This is a genomic window from Comamonas sp. C11, assembly GCF_024496285.1.
GTDB classification, from domain to species: Bacteria; Pseudomonadota; Gammaproteobacteria; order Burkholderiales; family Burkholderiaceae_C; genus Comamonas; species Comamonas testosteroni_F.
Window position 1 is genome coordinate 2,374,747 of sequence record NZ_CP101743.1, and the last position, 14,818, is coordinate 2,389,564.

The following is a 14,818-nucleotide window of genomic DNA, read 5'->3' on the forward strand; positions in this document are numbered from 1 at the left end:
AGTTCCATGACCGAATCCAAGACCAGCTCCTACGCGACGATTGCCGCAACGCCTTTCACCGAGGCCGAGCGTGCTGCCGTCTACCGCGCCATTTATGAGCGCCGCGACATGCGTCATTTTGCAGGAGGGAAGGTGGCAGACGAGGTCTTGCTGCGCCTGTTGCGCGCTGCGCACCACGCGCCCAGCGTGGGGTTCATGCAGCCCTGGCGCTTTATTCGGGTCAGGAGTGCCGAATTGCGCCTGCAGATCCACGGTCTGATCGAGGAGGAGCGCGTGCGCACCGCCCATGCCCTGGGCGAACGTGAAGAAGACTTCATGAAGCTCAAGGTTCAGGGCGTGCTCGATGCGGCCGAGGTGCTGGTCGTGGCCATGCCGCCGGGACGCGAGGCGCATATCTTTGGCCGCCGCACCCTGCCCGAGATGGATATCGCCAGCAGTGCCTGTGCCATCCAGAACCTCTGGCTGGCCGCGCGTGCCGAAGGTCTGGGCATGGGCTGGGTCTCGATTTTCGATCCGCTGGCACTGGCCAGATTGCTGCAGATGCCTGAGGGTGCCCACCCGCTGGGAGTGCTCTGCCTGGGCCCAGTCGACGCCTACTATGCCGAGCCCATGCTGCAGCAGGAAAAATGGGCCTGCCGGGCGCCTCTGGAAGACATGCTGATGGACGATGTCTGGGATGATTCGCGCGTGGTGGCTGCGGCGACCAAGGGCAAGCAGGGCAGTGGGCCATGCGCCGGCAAGGGCAAGCCAGACGCATGACGAGTTTTGGCTGGACTGAGCTGATCGGTCTTTCTCTCAGTCCGCTGGCATGGCTCTATCAGGCATTCACCGCCAGTGATCTGGCGGCGCTCAACTGGGCGGCCAATGTGCAGGCGGGCCTGCTGGCCGTGCTGGTGGCTCTGCTGCTGGATCGGCTTTGGGGCGAGCCGCCAGTGTGGCTGCACCCCGTGGTGCTGATGGGCAAATTGCTGGGCTCGTCGGGGCAAGCGCTTGCGCCGCGTGCCGAAGTACAGAGTGACTATCTGCGTTTCTGCCTGGCAGCGCTTGTCTGGTGTGCGCTGGCGGCTCTGTTTTTCATCGTTTATGGCCTCGCCCAGTTCATGCTGGGTTTTGCCCCCTGGTGGCTCTGGGGACTGGTGATGGGGGTGTTGCTCAAGCCGCTACTGTCCTGGCGCATGCTCAAGGATGAGGTGCTGGCCGTGGAGACCGCACTGCAGCAATCGCTGCCCGCAGGGCGGGAGCGCCTGAGCTGGCTGGTGAGCCGCGACACGACTCAGCTGGACGCGGCCACCGTGCGAGAAAGCGCCATCGAGACCCTGGCCGAGAACCTCAGCGACTCCGTGATTGCTCCGCTGTTCTGGTTTGCCGTGGCCGGCTTGCCCGGGGCGGCCGTCTATCGTCTTGCCAATACTGCCGACGCCATGTGGGGCTACCCTGGGTGGCGAGGCCAGGGCGACCGCCGCCGCCACTGGCAATGGGCAGGCAAATGGGCGGCCCGCGCCGACGATGTGCTGAACTGGATTCCGGCGCGCATCACCGCAATGTGGCTGGCGCTGCTGGCCGGCGGCCTGTCCTGGACGGGTTTGAGGCGCGATGCAGCCGTGACGCCATCGCCCAATGGTGGCTGGCCCATGGGAGCCATGGCGCAGGCACTGGGGGTTCAGCTTTCCAAGCCCGGCGTCTATAGACTCAACCCGCAGGGGCGGGCACCGCAGGCGACTGATCTGGAGATGTCTGTAAGATTTGCATCAAAAGTGATCGCAGCGCATGTCCTGCTTGCGTTAGCAGCTATGATTTTGATTGTTCTGTGGAGAGGAAGGCTGCTTGCCAATGTTTGATGTGAATGCGGCAGCCATGCATGGCGGTACCGATGCGCTGGGCGTTCCGGCGCACGATTTTTCGACCAATCGCAATGCCTGCGGGCCTTGTCCCATGGCCGTGAAGGCGTTGCAGGCCGCCCATGTGGCGCAATACCCCGATCCGCAATACGGGGCATTGCGCGCGCAGCTGGCGGCTTTTCATGGCGTGGCGGTGGAGCGCATCCTGATCGGCGGAAGCAGCAGCGAGCTGATTCATCGCCTCACGCTGCACGCTGTGCGCAGCGGTGCCAAAAGCGTGCAGTTTCCCCAGCATCACTATGGTGACTATCTGCAGGCCGCGCGGGTATGGCGGCTGGCGCTGTGCCGCCGCACAGAAGCGGCCGTGGCGCCGGTGCTCGGCTGGGCCTGTGAGCCTTCAAGCCCGCTGGGGGCGATGGAAGACATCTGGCCTGCCTGGCAGCAGCCGCCGGCGCAGAAGGAATGGCGCGTGCTGGACTGCGCCTACCGTCCGCTATGGCTGGAGGGCCAGCCACCCGGGCGCGATCTCGACGGTGTCTGGCAACTGTGGACGCCCAACAAGGCCCTGGGCATGACGGGGGTGCGGGCTGCCTATGCGATTGCGCCCATGCAGGTCGCAGCCGCAGAGCTGCAGGCGCTGAACGCGCTGGCGGCATCCTGGGTGGTGGGCTCGCATGGCGTGGCCATGCTGCAGGCCTGGGTGACGGACGAGGTGCAGCAATGGCTGGCCCACAGCCTGATGACCTTGCGCCGCTGGAAGGCGCAGCAGCTTGCGCTGTGCGAGAGGCTGGGCTGGCAGGTTGTTCCCGGTCATCAGGCCAATTACTTTGTCGCAGGTCTGCCGCTGGCAGAGCTTGCCGCGCCTCTGGCCGGGCTGCGTGCCCAGGGCATCAAGCTGCGCGACTGCGCAAGCTTCGGCCTGAGCGGCCATGTGCGGCTGGGCGTACTGCCGCCCGTGTCGCAGGCCGCGCTGGAGCAAGCCTGGAAAAGCATTGAATGACCTTGCCGATCAGACCTGATGAGCGCAAGACGCTACCATTTCCCATGGACACTGAAACCTTGAAGCTGCGCTCGGTGCTGGTGGAGCGCTATGTCACGCCGCTGCGTGAAGGCGGCTCCATGCCGGCGATTGTCGAGGCCGACGACCTGGGCACCTATGTGCTCAAGTTCCGGGGCGCCGGGCAGGGCGTGCGCGCGCTGTTGGCCGAGATCATCTCGGGCGGCATGGCACGTGCGCTGGGCCTGCCGGTGCCTGAAATCGTGCTGCTGCACCTGAACGGCGACCTGTCTCGCACCGAGTCCGACCCCGAGATTCAGGACCTGATTCGCGCCAGCGACGGGCTGAACGTGGGGCTGGACTATCTGCCGGGCTCCATCAACTTTGACCCGGCAGTGGACGTGGTGGACGATGACTTTGCCTCGCGCCTGGTGTGGTTCGACACCCTGGTCAGCAATGTGGATCGCACGGCGCGCAACACCAATATGCTGATGTACCAGAAGCAGCCCTGGCTGATCGATCATGGCGCGAGTCTGACGTTTCACCATGCCTGGAACGGAACGGTTGCCGATCCGGCCAAGCCTTTTGCGCCCAGTGCCGAGCATGTGCTGCTGCCACAGGCCAGCCAGCTGGCGCAGCTGGATGCGCAACTGGCAGCCAAGCTTGGACCCGAAGTGCTCAAGAGCATCGTGGACGAGGTTCCCGACTGCTTTCTGGAGCAGGCCGCTGCCGACAAAGAGGGCGAAGTGCTCAGGAATGTGCAGGCCCATCGCGCGGCCTATGTGAATTATTTCGTGGCCCGGCTTGCCGAGCGTGGCCGCTGGCTGCAAGGAGTGATCGATGCACGCGCATGAGGTCTACGACTACGCCATCGTGCGGGTAGTGCCGCGCGTGGAACGTGAGGAATTTGTGAATGCAGGCGTGATCCTCTCCTGCCAGCGCACCGGCCATCTGCAGGCCGCCGTGGCCCTTGACGAAAAGCGTCTGCTGGCGCTGGACCCGAATGTGGACCTTGAGGCCGTGCACCGTCACTTGGGCTCCATCGTGGCCATCTGTGAAGGCAGGGTCGATGGGGGGCCGATTGCGCGGCTGCCCATGCGCGCGCGCTACCACTGGCTCACGGCCAAGCGCAGCAGCATCATCCAGACCTCGCCTTCGCATATGGGCATGTGCACCCATCCCGGCGAGGCGCTGGCCAGAATCCTGCAGCGCGTGGTGCTGCCGATCCCAACCGAGATTTAAGACATGACAGCACGTTGCATCATGGTGCTGGGTACCAGCAGTGGCGCGGGAAAAAGCTGGGTGGCCACGGCACTGTGTGCCTACTACCGCAGCCAGGGCCTGAAGGTTGCGCCGTTCAAGGCGCAGAACATGAGCAACAACGCGCGCGTTGTGGCCACGCCCGAGGGCCGCTGGGGCGAGATCGGCACGGCTCAGTATCTGCAGGCGCTGGCCGCGGGGGCCGTGCCCGATGTACGCATGAATCCGCTGCTGCTCAAGCCCGAGGCGGACACGCGCAGCCAGGTGGTGCTGTTCGGACAGGTCAATGACGAGCTGAGCGCCATGCCCTGGAGGGGGCGAAGCCTCAAGGTCTGGCCGCAGATCGCGCAGGCGCTGGACGAGCTGTGTGCCGAAAACGATGTGGTGGTGATCGAAGGCGCAGGCTCGCCGGCCGAAATCAATCTGCATGCCAGCGATGTGGTCAATATGCGTGTGGCCAAGCATTGCAACGCACATTGCCTGCTGGTCTCGGACATAGACCGCGGCGGTGCCTTTGCCCATCTCTACGGCACCTGGGCACTGCTGCCTGAGGATGAGCAAAAGCTCATCAAGGGCTTTGTGCTCAACAAGTTCCGTGGCGATGCCGCACTGCTGGCACCGGCGCCCCAGATGCTGGAAGAGAAGACGGGGGTACCCACGGTGGCCTGCATTCCCATGCAGTTCCAGCACGGTCTGCCCGAAGAGGATGGCGTGTTCGATGATCGCGGCAGCACGGGAGCCGGGCGGGCCGTTCACACCACGATTGCCATCATCGCCTATCCGCGCATCAGCAATCTCGATGAATTTCAGCCCCTGCTGCAAGTGCCGGGCGTGCGCGTGGTCTGGGCTCGCTCTCCCGCGCAACTCGCCGAGGCGGACTGGGTCATTCTGCCGGGTAGCAAAGCCACGGCTGCCGACCTGGCCTGGATGCGTGCGCAAGGGCTGGATGCAGCCGTCGTCGCTCATGCCGAACTCGGCAAGCGCGTGCTGGGCATTTGCGGCGGTCTGCAGATGCTGGGTGAGGCGCTGATCGATCTGCATGGCGTGGACGGCAATGCCGCAGGCCTGGGTCTGCTGCCGTTGGCGACATTGTTTGCGCAGGACAAGACCGTGCAGCCAACGACCCTGCAACTGCCTGATCTGCAAGCCCCATGGAATGCCCTGAGCGGCGTGACAGTACGTGGCTACGAGATCCACCATGGCCAGACCCAGCTTCGTGCCGACATGCAGATGGCCAGCGTGCGACCGGCTCAGGAACTATTGCCCGGCATGCTATGGCAGGGTGGCAACAGCGCTGTCATCGGTACCTATCTGCACGGCCTGTTTGAAAACGCCGAGGTAATTCATGCGCTGTTCGGCCACGATGCACCCAGCCTGGAGCAGGTGTTTGCGCGGCTGGCGCAGGGCGTGGGGCAATGGTTTGAGCCGGGCGCGCTCTGAGCTTCGGCCTGGTTTGTAGGACTGATCCTGCGGGCTCATAGCCGCTGAACCGATAAGTCTCGCCTGAGAGTGCGTGCAAGCTGACCGGGCTATTCACTTTTTGGAATGGAGTTGCGTATGGCTTTTTTCAAGGTTCAGACTCTTCAACTAGCTTTGGGTGCAGCGGTTTTGTCACTGGCAGGCATGGCCAGCGCACAGGTGGATGCAGCCAAGCCGGCGGCTGAGGCAGCTGCGATGGATGCGGCCAAGCCTGCGATGAAAAAGCACCACCACCGCCATCATCACAAGGGCCAGCGTCCCATGCGCGAGAGCAATTCGTCTTCTCGCGAGGCGATGGCTGCCAATGCCGAAGCCAAGAAGGGCAAGCTCGACGACGGCCAGGGCATGAGCCAGTACGAGCGCAATGCCTATGCCCGCTGCGGCGTGTTCAAGATCGAAATCGACAAGCAGGCCTGTATGGCGCGTGTCAAGGACGGCGCTGTCAGCGGCTCGGTCAAGGATGGCGGCATCCTGCGCGAAATCACGGTTGAGGAAGTCATTCGCTGATGCTTTTGCAGCGTCTTCAGCCAAGGCCCTTCGGGGCCTTTTTTCATGCTACGCCTGAGCAATCGACGAACTTGGTGTTCCGGTGCCGATGAAAGCGCGATACTTGCAGGATCCCAAAAACGTGCCTTCCGTATCCCGGTGGTGGATGGCACTCAGGCCTGATGCACCGGGAATGACTGCACGCATGAGTTCCGCTTCTTTTTCCGAATTCCTACCGTCCACCATCTGGTCCTGCCCGCAGGTGCAGGACATCCATGACGCGGCGCTGAAAGCCCGCGTCCAGCATCGCCTGGATTTCAAGACCAAGCCTCAGGGATCGCTGGGCGTGCTGGAACAACTGGCCTTGCGCATTGCCGGCATCGTGGGTTGCGAGACTCCCAATCTGTATGCGCCGCAGATGGTGGTGTTCGCTGCGGATCATGGACTGGCTGCTCAGGGTGTGTCGGCCTATCCGGTCGACGTGACCTGGCAGATGGTGGAGAACTTCCTCGCTGGCGGCGCGGCCGTGAGCGTGCTGTCCCTGCAGAACGGAATTGATCTGAATGTGGTCGACTGCGGCGTGGCCCGCGACTTTGAGGTGCGCGAGCAGGATCCTGCGCACAAGCTTCCCAAGGCCCATGAGCCGCGCCTGTGGCGGCGCAAGGTGGCTTATGGCACGGCGGACTGCAGCCAGGGCCCGGCCATGAGCGAAGCCCAATGTGCGATGGCGCTGCGCAATGGCGCAGAACTGGTCAAGAAACTGCCGGGCAATGCACTGTTGCTGGGCGAGATGGGCATAGGCAATACATCCAGCGCTTCATTGCTGCTGGCGCGTCTGTGTGGCGAGCCGGTGGAGGAGGTGACCGGGGTGGGCACGGGCCTGAGCAGCGAAGGCCTGGCACGCAAGATCGCCGTGCTCGGGCGGGTGCTGGACTTTCATGCCGGCGTGCAAGAACCACTGGCCGTACTGGCTGCCATGGGCGGGCTGGAGATCGCCACCATGACGGGAGCTGTGCTGCAGGCCGCTGCCGAACGCCGCCTGATCGTGGTGGATGGCTTTATCACCACGGCCGCCGTGCTGGTGGCCAGCCGCCTGCAGCCCCATGTGCTGCAGCGCTGCGTGTACGCGCATCGATCGGGTGAACCGGGTCATGCCCGCCTGCTGGCCCACCTTCAGGCCCAGCCCATGCTGGACTGGCAGTTGCGCCTGGGGGAGGGTTCCGGCGCGGCACTGGTCTGGCCGCTGCTGCGCTCGGCCTGCACCATGCTCAACGAAATGGCCAGTTTTGAATCGGCCGGCGTCAGCGGCAAGAGCTGAGGAACTTGAAAAAATATAGCTGCAAGCGCTTTGTGGATATTCGTTTGAGGCGTTTTTAGCTCTTTTTTTTAGCTGCCGGTGCCGGGGTTTTGGGCGTGAAATCGCAGTATTTTGAAGCCACGCATTCCCAGCAGCGGGGCTTGCGCGCCTGGCAGACATAGCGGCCCAGCAGGATCAGCCAGTGATGGGAGTCCACCGCGTATTCATCGGGTACGCGCTTGAGCAGCTGCTTTTCGACTTCCAGCGGATTCTTGCCGGGTGCGAGCCCCGTGCGGTTGCTGACGCGGAAGATGTGCGTGTCCACGGCCATGGTGGGCTGACCGAAAGCCACGTTGAGCACCACATTGGCGGTCTTGCGGCCTACACCGGGAAGGGCTTCCAGCTCTTCACGAGTTCTGGGTACTGTGCCTCCATGCAGCTGAACCAGCATGCGGCAGGTCTCCATCAGATGCTTGGCCTTGCTGCGGTACAGGCCTATGGTCTTGATGTAGCTCTCCAGCCCCTCAAGCCCCAGATCCAGAATGGCCTGCGGAGTGTTGGCAACAGGAAAAAGCTTGCGCGTGGCCTTGTTCACTCCCACGTCGGTGGCCTGGGCAGACAGCAGCACGGCGGTCAGCAACTCGAACACCGTGGTGTATTCCAGCTCGGTTTGTGGCGTGGGGTTGGCGGCCTTGAGCGCAGCAAAAAACGGCGCTATATCGTTTTTCTTCATGGGCAATATTGTGGCTTGTCGTTCAGGGAGAGGGACAAAGAAAAAGCCGCTGCAATATACAGCGGCTCGGCGGGCGCAACAGCGGCGAGTCAGGGGTCCAGGTTGTAACTCAACACAAGGCTGTAGCGCAGTTCCCTATCGGGATTGTTGACGGAACGATCGCCCAGCGGCTTGCTCATGGCCAGGTCCAGTGCGTAGTGGCGGCTGTCGGACAGGCGCAGGCCCAGGCTGGCAGAGCGCAGCGTATTGCCTCTGACGCCGCTGGTCTGCTGATGCGTGCGTGCCCACTCATAGAGCAGATAGGGTTCGGCCGACTTGATCCAGACCTGGTTGATGAGGAACTGGTAGTTGAGCTCGGCACTGGCGCCTACGCCGGAGTCGCCCGAGAACTCGCCAGCCTGATAGCCGCGGCCGAAGCGGGTGGAGCCAAAGGAGATTTTCTCCGGGACGGGAAGAATGTCGGCACTGTATTGCCCGCCCACGGCAAAAGCGGCGCCCATCTTGTTCGCGAAGCGATGGCGCTGTGCATAGTCGGCGGTGATGCGTGTGAAGTCCAGCTTGGCCGGATTTTCAAGCTTTTGCAGCAAGCCCTGCCGATAGTAGAGGTCCAGATTTTTGTAGGCCCCCAGACTGTCCAGGCCGTGGGCCAGCAAGACCGAAGCCGAGCGGGTGGTGGTCTTGCCAAAGGACGCCCAGGCCATTTGCGCATAGAGCGTGCGAACCTTTTCCTCGCGCAGCAGGGAGGCCTGGCTATCGGCCAGTTCACGGCTGTAATTGATGGCATACAGACCCGCCGTGGTGCTGAGCTGGGTGGTATTGCTCAAGATCCATGGGTGGCTGATATTGAAGTCCAGCTTGCGCTGCTGTGTCAGGTCGTCAATGCCGGGAATGCGCGTTGCAGGCGGGTTGAAGCTGCGGTAGTCGGAATAGCTGACACGTGCCTGCGTACCCTCGGGTTTCAGTTGCTGAGTGAAGCCTATGCTGCCGAAACGCTCCTTGTCGGGGTTCTGCAACATCGCCGAAGCCTGAAGCTGGCTGCCTGCCCACAAGGGGTCATTCAGGGTGAGAGATGCAATGATGCGCGGCGTGGGCTTGCGCGCCTCGCCTCCGACGGTGACGGCAATGGGCTTGTGCTTGGATTTGATGACCAGGGGCACTGCACCATCGGTGGTGGTCGGCAGATTGGCCGACGCTGTGATCTGCACTCCAGGAAGGCGTGCCATCAGCTGGGTCTGGTGCTGAAAGGTTTTGGTGGTCAAAGGCCTCTCATTGAGCAGCGGCTGGGCAATTTCGCGTATCTGCTCCTCGGAGCGACCGAAGTTCCCCTCCAGATTCAAGCTCTGTACATAGCCCTCGACCACGATGACCTGCACCGCACCATTGGCAAAGTCCTGCGGAGGAAGGTAGGCAAAAGAAAGGGCGTAGCCATGGCGTTGATACAGCTCGCTGACCTTCTGGGTCGCGGCGTTGAGCTCGCCCACCGTATGCGTGCCATTGATGAAGGGCGTGAAAAGCGCGCTGACCTCTTCGAAAGGAATTGCCGTGCTTCCCTGCACATTGACGCCACGTACTGCGACCCGGAGGTTGATGAGATCCTGAAGACTAGGCTGAGGCTTGTCTATCTGCATCGGTACCTGCCTGGGCTGCTGCTGCAGATTCCTTGCAGCTTCGGGTGTCTGGGGCAGGCTGTTGAGCGGGTTGCCAGCCTGCTGTGACCAGGCCAGAGGAGCCCAGGCCGCAAGTGCCAGTGCCTGAATCCTGTAGCTGATGCGGCCCTGTGGTTTTGCTTTTGACTGCAAAAGTCCCTCCTGTTCTATTTTTATGACTCTCATTGTTCCCTACCTCCCCAGAACTGGGTATGGGGCTTTCGTAAAAAAGCCCGCCTGCAGGCGGGCCAGGCTCAAGCGGTGCACAGACCACCGCCGTTCCCCTTATTTGCTGGTGGCTACCGCTCCACCGCCCAGGCCGAGCGCCAGATTGCCGCCCAGCAGTCCACCTAGCAGGCCGCCCGAGGTGCTTGCACCACCTGCAGCTCCTGCGCCCGCAGCTACATTGGTCACGCCGCCAAGTACACCGCCCACAAGGCCTGTGACTGTGCCAACGGTGTTGCCGACCAGGCCCGTCACCGCAGTGCCTGCACTGCCGGTGCCTCCTGCTGGAGCGCCAGCCGATCCCGTGACACCGCCGACAAGCCCTGTGACGCCGCCCAGCATGCCGCCGACAACATTGCCTGGTCCACCAGCGGGGCCGCCTGTGCCGCCCGTGACATTGCCAAGTGCGCCACCGAGCAGGCCGCCGCTAGGTGTGCCCGGGCCAGTCACCACGCCCCCCAGGCCGGCCACGGTCTGGCCGACACCCGAAACCACACCGCCCAGCGGAGCAACAACGGGAACCCCGGTGCTGGTGACGGAAACTCCCACATGATTGACTACACCGCCCACGGTGCCCAGCAAGCTGTTAACCGGTTGGCCCAGACCTGTGGTCTGAACCAGATTCTGGGTGGTACCGAGCACGGTGCTCAATACCGGTGTGGCGACCTGGCTGACCTGAGTCGTCAAACCCGAGACCAGCGGGTTGCCGGTCAGCTTTGCCGCCGTGCCTTCGACGCCGGAAACGGTGGTACCCAGGATTTGTACCGTGCCGCCTGCCAGGCCCGCCACATCGCCGACCACGCCAAGCTGAGGAGTGTCCAGCGCACTGACCGTCTTGCCTGCCGAAGTGACCGCAGCGCCGAGATAGCCGACAGCAGGAGCCACGCCTTGCAAGGTGGTGCCGATGGGGTCGGCCGTCTTGCCGATCTGGCCCAGGCCTGCGCTGACGCCGCTACCCACACTGTTGACGGCATTGTTCACATTGCCAAGAATGCCGCCGGCCGGCTGGGCCACACCGCTCAGAGGCGTGCCGTTGGTGGCCGTGCCCAGAGTGGAGGTCACGATGTTGTTGACGTCGCTGATGACGCCGCCTGTTCCGGAAAGCGTTCCCGTGACATCCGCCACGGTGTCACGCACCGGCGTGAGCGGAGTGCTTGCCACAGGCGGATTGCCCGTGCCGCCATCACCGCCGCCGGTATTGCCACCACCGGTATTGCCACCACCGGTACCGCCGCCTGTGCCACCGCCAGTTCCGCCACCAGTGCCGCCTCCGGCAACAACATCTCCGCCGCCGGTGCCGTCGGGTCCGAGGTCGCTGCGCAGAGAGCCGCTCGAGCCACAGGCAGCCAGACTGGCAACCAAGGCTACGGCACATAGGCTGCGCAGGCTCAACGGGGTCTTGCCGTCAATGGCGACAGACAGGGCCTTGCCGGTAAAAGTATTAGTGCGCATAAATCCTCCATCCCAAAAACAAGTGAAAAAATCCGTCAAATACGCGGTCCGTTGATCGGTAGGCGTATGTTCTTGTCAGAGGCTAGGCGCTGTCCAATTCAAAGTTTGAGACACGAAGTTATGCGTAATTAACAATTACTATCAACTTTTATAAATTGGTAGGAGCTTGATTACTTGCAGCATGGAATAGCGCCTACATAAAAGCCACTTCCTGTCTCTGGAGCTATTCGCGCGCCACAATGGGCATCTGCCGCTCAAGCAGCGACGAGATTCCCGTAGCGCTTTAACCAAGAAAACGTATGCAATTTGCCAAACGACTCGATAACGTAGAAACCTCTGCGATCCGCGAACTCTTCAAGCTGCTGGGCAAGCCAGGCATCATCAGTTTTGCGGGCGGCTTTCCAGACAGTGCCATGTTTGACGTAGCCGGGATCAGCGCTGCCTCTGCGGCAGCCCTGCAGCAGGAGGCGGGAGCCGCATTGCAGTACGGTGCGACAGAGGGCTACCAGCCGCTGCGCGAGCAACTGTCGTCCTTTATGGCCGGCAAGGGCGTGCCCGATGTGGCGCCTGATCAGCTCGTCGTCACCACCGGCAGCCAGCAGGCACTGGACTTGCTGGGCAAGACCATGGTGGGAGAGGGTGACAAGGTCATCGTCGAAGGCCCGACTTTCCTGGCCACGATTCAGTGTTTCCGCCTCTATGGCGCAGAGGTGATCTCTGCTCCTGTGGATGAGCATGGCGTGAAGACCGACGAACTGGAAAAGCTGATTGCCGAGCACAAGCCCAAGCTGGTCTATCTGATCCCGACCTTTGGCAACCCCAGTGGTGCCATGCTGAGTCTGGAACGCCGCAAAAAGGTGCTGGAACTGGCCGTCAAGTACCAGACTCTGGTGGTGGAAGACGACCCCTACGGCGATCTATACTTCAATGAAGCGCCTCCTGCCAGTCTGCTGTCGCTGACACGCGAAGTCCCCGGCAGCCGAGAGTGGCTCGCTCACTGCGGTTCCTTGTCCAAGGTGCTCAGCCCCGGTCTGCGTATCGGCTGGCTGATTGCACATCCCGAATTGCTGGCTCGCGCCGTGATGTGCAAGCAGTTCAGCGATGCTCATACGAGCACCTTTGCCCAGGCCACTGCAGCCCAGTATCTGAAGTCCGGTGCCATGCCCAAGACCCTGGCTCATGTGCGCGAGGTCTATGCCAAGCGTGCCAAGACCATGGGCGATGCGCTGCGTGAGCAACTGGGCGATGCCGTCGAGTTCGTACAGCCTGCCGGCGGCCTGTTCATGTGGGTGCGGCTGACGGGCGCGCGTGGCCAATTGGCGGATGCGGCTATGCTGGCCAAGAAGGCCATTGAAGAGGGTGTGGCCTTTGTACCGGGCGCTCCGTTCTATGCACAGAACCCTGATACGGCGACCTTCCGCCTCTCGTTTGCCACGGCTGACGAGGACAAGATTCGCGCAGGCATTGCTCGTCTTGCCAAGGCGCTGAAGTCATGAGCGATGGTCACGAAGCGCTGCAAGAGCGAATCATGGAGCTGGAGATCAAGGCCAGCTACACCGAGGATTTGCTCGAGCAACTCAATATGACGATCTACCGCCAGCAGCAGCAGATCGATCTGTTGATCAACGAGGTGAGGGAACTCAAGCGCCAAGCGCCAGAAGGCGGGGGCGCGATGGTGCGCAATCTGCGCGACGAGTTGCCGCCGCATTACTGAGCACGCTGGGCGGTGCGGTCGAGAAAAAGGCCGGAGTGAAAGCTCCGGCCTTTTTTTGGTTCATCGAGGAATTCCGTGGAGATGAGCCCGTTCGTTTTGTAATCTGACGGCAGCGAAGCTGACATCGGAGAACAAATCAAATGCTGGACTCGAAGTTATTGCAGGCTCTTGGCGGCTGGGAGGGCTACGAGGTTGAACGTGTGCAGTGGCCCCAGGGCGATAGCCGCACCGTGTCGATCTATCTGAAGCCGCAGGCCAGCGTCATGCATTGCGAACGCTGCGGTGCGCAGTGCAGCCAAGTCCATGAGACCACGACACGGCGCGTGCGCGATCTGGCATTGTTCGAGTACAAGGTGGTGCTGCATGTGCCGCGTCGGCGTCTGTGGTGCGATAGCTGTGGTGGCCCGCGCCTGGAGAAACTCAGCTGGCTCGGTCGCTACCAGCGCGTCACAGACCGTCTGGCACAGGCGTGCAGCCAGTTGCTTCGCAGCAGCAGCATCAAGGCAGTCGCGGCCTTCTTCGATCTTGGGTGGCACACGGTCAAGTCCATCGACAAGGCCTTATTGCTGGCCACTACCGCGCAGCCGCAATGGGAGCGGATCGAATACTTGGCAATGGACGAGTTTGCGTTGCACAAGGGCCATCGCTACGCTACAGTCGTCGTCGACCCCATCAGCCGGCAGGTGCTGTGGGTGGGGCAAGGGCGCTCACGCGAGACGGCCCGCCAGTTCTTCGAGCAGTTGCCCGTTGGCGTTGCCCAGCGCATTCGCGCGGTTGCTATCGACATGACTACTGCCTACGAGCTGGAGATCCAGGCCAACTGCCCCAACGCCGAGATCGTCTATGACCTGTTCCATGTCGTGGCCAAGTATGGCCGGGAGGTTATCGACCGAGTGCGTGTCGATCAGGCCAACTTGCTGCGCCAACAGCCCTCGGCGCGCAAGGTGCTCAAGTCCAGCCGCTGGTTGCTACTGCGCAATCGCAACAAGCTGCAGGCTCAACAAGCAGTGCAGCTCAAGGAGCTGCTGGCGGCCAATGAGCCATTAATGGCGGTATACGTCTTGCGCGATGAGCTAAAACAGCTGTGGTTTTACCGTCGTCCGGCTTGGGCGCATCGCGCCTGGCAGCACTGGTGTGAGCAAGCGCGCCAAAGCGGTATTACAGCACTGAGCACCTTTGCTCAGCGCTTGCAAAGCTACCTGCACGGGATCATCGCCCGATGCCGGCATCCGTTGAACACTAGTGTTGTCGAGGGCATCAACAACACCATCAAGGTCATCAAGCGCCGGGCCTATGGCTACCGCGATCAGGACTATTTCTTTCTGAAGATTCGCGCAGCCTTCCCCGGTAATGCGCGATGAACCCTTTTTTTGCACTCGAACCGTGTCATGTCGCCAGCAACCCAAGGCAGTGCATGTCCAGCGTGCTATGAAGTTTGGATTTACTCCAATGGGGTACTGGCAACGTTCTTTATCTTGCCAAGGAAGAGGCGGGTAAAGAAGGCGGCCATGACGATGATCAGCAAAATCACGGCCAGGCTCATCAGTCCGTAGTCGGTTGAAAAGAGATCGATCATCAGCTTCATGGTGCCTCCCTGTTGAGTTTCCGCCTTCTTGCGGCATGTCTCACTATGGCCGCTCGGCCTGGCTGGAGGCTTGTGCTGCATCAAGCTTTGACTGCTGCCGCTTTGA

Annotated in this window: 15 protein-coding genes; 11 read left to right on the top strand and 4 right to left on the bottom strand. The window is 62.0% G+C overall.

The features are described 5' to 3' along the window. Positions 1 to 6 precede the first annotated feature (6 nt). From bluB to cobT, 8 genes are all read left to right on the top strand, one after another. Positions 7 to 759 (top strand): 5,6-dimethylbenzimidazole synthase, encoded by a 753-nt coding sequence (gene bluB / locus NOX35_RS10890; RefSeq protein WP_182286674.1) that lies wholly within the window; start codon positions 7 to 9, stop codon positions 757 to 759. After that, complete coding sequence (cbiB, locus tag NOX35_RS10895) at positions 756 to 1,838, top strand: adenosylcobinamide-phosphate synthase CbiB (RefSeq protein ID WP_256496611.1); 1,083 nt, start codon at positions 756 to 758, stop codon at positions 1,836 to 1,838. Before bluB ends, cbiB begins: the two co-directional genes overlap by 4 nt. Next, on the top strand, positions 1,831 to 2,838 hold the full coding sequence (locus NOX35_RS10900) for an aminotransferase class I/II-fold pyridoxal phosphate-dependent enzyme (protein WP_256496913.1): 1,008 nt from the start codon (positions 1,831 to 1,833) through the stop codon (positions 2,836 to 2,838). The genes cbiB and NOX35_RS10900 overlap by 8 nt, the downstream gene beginning before the upstream one ends. Positions 2,839 to 2,882: 44 nt before the next feature. Continuing rightward, positions 2,883 to 3,689, top strand: a complete 807-nt coding sequence (locus tag NOX35_RS10905; protein ID WP_256496612.1) for a HipA family kinase — start codon at positions 2,883 to 2,885, stop codon at positions 3,687 to 3,689. Further along, positions 3,676 to 4,077 carry a DUF3037 domain-containing protein gene (locus NOX35_RS10910; protein WP_182286677.1) on the top strand — a complete coding sequence of 134 codons (402 nt, stop codon included), beginning with the start codon at positions 3,676 to 3,678 and terminating at the stop codon, positions 4,075 to 4,077. The genes NOX35_RS10905 and NOX35_RS10910 overlap by 14 nt, the downstream gene beginning before the upstream one ends. A 3-nt stretch (positions 4,078 to 4,080) precedes the next feature. Continuing rightward, positions 4,081 to 5,535, top strand: a complete 1,455-nt coding sequence (locus NOX35_RS10915) for a cobyric acid synthase (protein ID WP_256496613.1) — start codon at positions 4,081 to 4,083, stop codon at positions 5,533 to 5,535. Between the two features lie 117 nt (positions 5,536 to 5,652). Beyond that, the gene (locus NOX35_RS10920; protein WP_256496614.1) at positions 5,653 to 6,081 is read left to right on the top strand and encodes a hypothetical protein; all 429 of its coding nucleotides are present in this window, start codon (positions 5,653 to 5,655) and stop codon (positions 6,079 to 6,081) included. A 184-nt stretch (positions 6,082 to 6,265) separates the two neighbouring features. Next, positions 6,266 to 7,378, top strand: a complete 1,113-nt coding sequence (gene cobT, locus NOX35_RS10925; protein ID WP_182286680.1) for a nicotinate-nucleotide--dimethylbenzimidazole phosphoribosyltransferase — start codon at positions 6,266 to 6,268, stop codon at positions 7,376 to 7,378. Between the two features lie 55 nt (positions 7,379 to 7,433). On the opposite strand, the gene nth is transcribed toward cobT, so the two are convergent. From nth to NOX35_RS10945, 3 genes are all read right to left on the bottom strand, one after another. Next, positions 7,434 to 8,090, bottom strand: a complete 657-nt coding sequence (gene nth, locus NOX35_RS10930; RefSeq protein WP_256496615.1) for an endonuclease III — start codon at positions 8,088 to 8,090, stop codon at positions 7,434 to 7,436. A gap of 89 nt (positions 8,091 to 8,179) precedes the next feature. Continuing rightward, complete coding sequence (locus NOX35_RS10935; RefSeq protein WP_256496616.1) at positions 8,180 to 9,889, bottom strand: ShlB/FhaC/HecB family hemolysin secretion/activation protein; 1,710 nt, start codon at positions 9,887 to 9,889, stop codon at positions 8,180 to 8,182. A gap of 132 nt (positions 9,890 to 10,021) precedes the next feature. After that, complete coding sequence (locus tag NOX35_RS10945; RefSeq protein WP_305881701.1) at positions 10,022 to 11,413, bottom strand: collagen-like triple helix repeat-containing protein; 1,392 nt, start codon at positions 11,411 to 11,413, stop codon at positions 10,022 to 10,024. A gap of 299 nt (positions 11,414 to 11,712) precedes the next feature. Here NOX35_RS10945 and NOX35_RS10950 point away from each other — a divergent pair, with 299 nt between their 5' ends. The 3 genes from NOX35_RS10950 (at position 11,713) to NOX35_RS10960 (ending at position 14,488) form a co-directional block, all read left to right on the top strand. After that, positions 11,713 to 12,909: a PLP-dependent aminotransferase family protein gene (locus NOX35_RS10950; protein ID WP_256496617.1), complete on the top strand. Its 1,197-nt coding sequence runs from the start codon at positions 11,713 to 11,715 to the stop codon at positions 12,907 to 12,909. Beyond that, complete coding sequence (locus NOX35_RS10955; RefSeq protein ID WP_182286684.1) at positions 12,906 to 13,127, top strand: SlyX family protein; 222 nt, start codon at positions 12,906 to 12,908, stop codon at positions 13,125 to 13,127. The genes NOX35_RS10950 and NOX35_RS10955 overlap by 4 nt, the downstream gene beginning before the upstream one ends. A 140-nt stretch (positions 13,128 to 13,267) precedes the next feature. After that, complete coding sequence (locus NOX35_RS10960) at positions 13,268 to 14,488, top strand: ISL3 family transposase (RefSeq protein ID WP_256496171.1); 1,221 nt, start codon at positions 13,268 to 13,270, stop codon at positions 14,486 to 14,488. An 80-nt stretch (positions 14,489 to 14,568) separates the two neighbouring features. Here the strand turns inward: NOX35_RS10960 and NOX35_RS10965 are convergent, their stop codons facing one another. After that, complete coding sequence (locus NOX35_RS10965) at positions 14,569 to 14,712, bottom strand: DUF3149 domain-containing protein (RefSeq protein ID WP_182286685.1); 144 nt, start codon at positions 14,710 to 14,712, stop codon at positions 14,569 to 14,571. Positions 14,713 to 14,818: the final 106 nt, after the last annotated feature.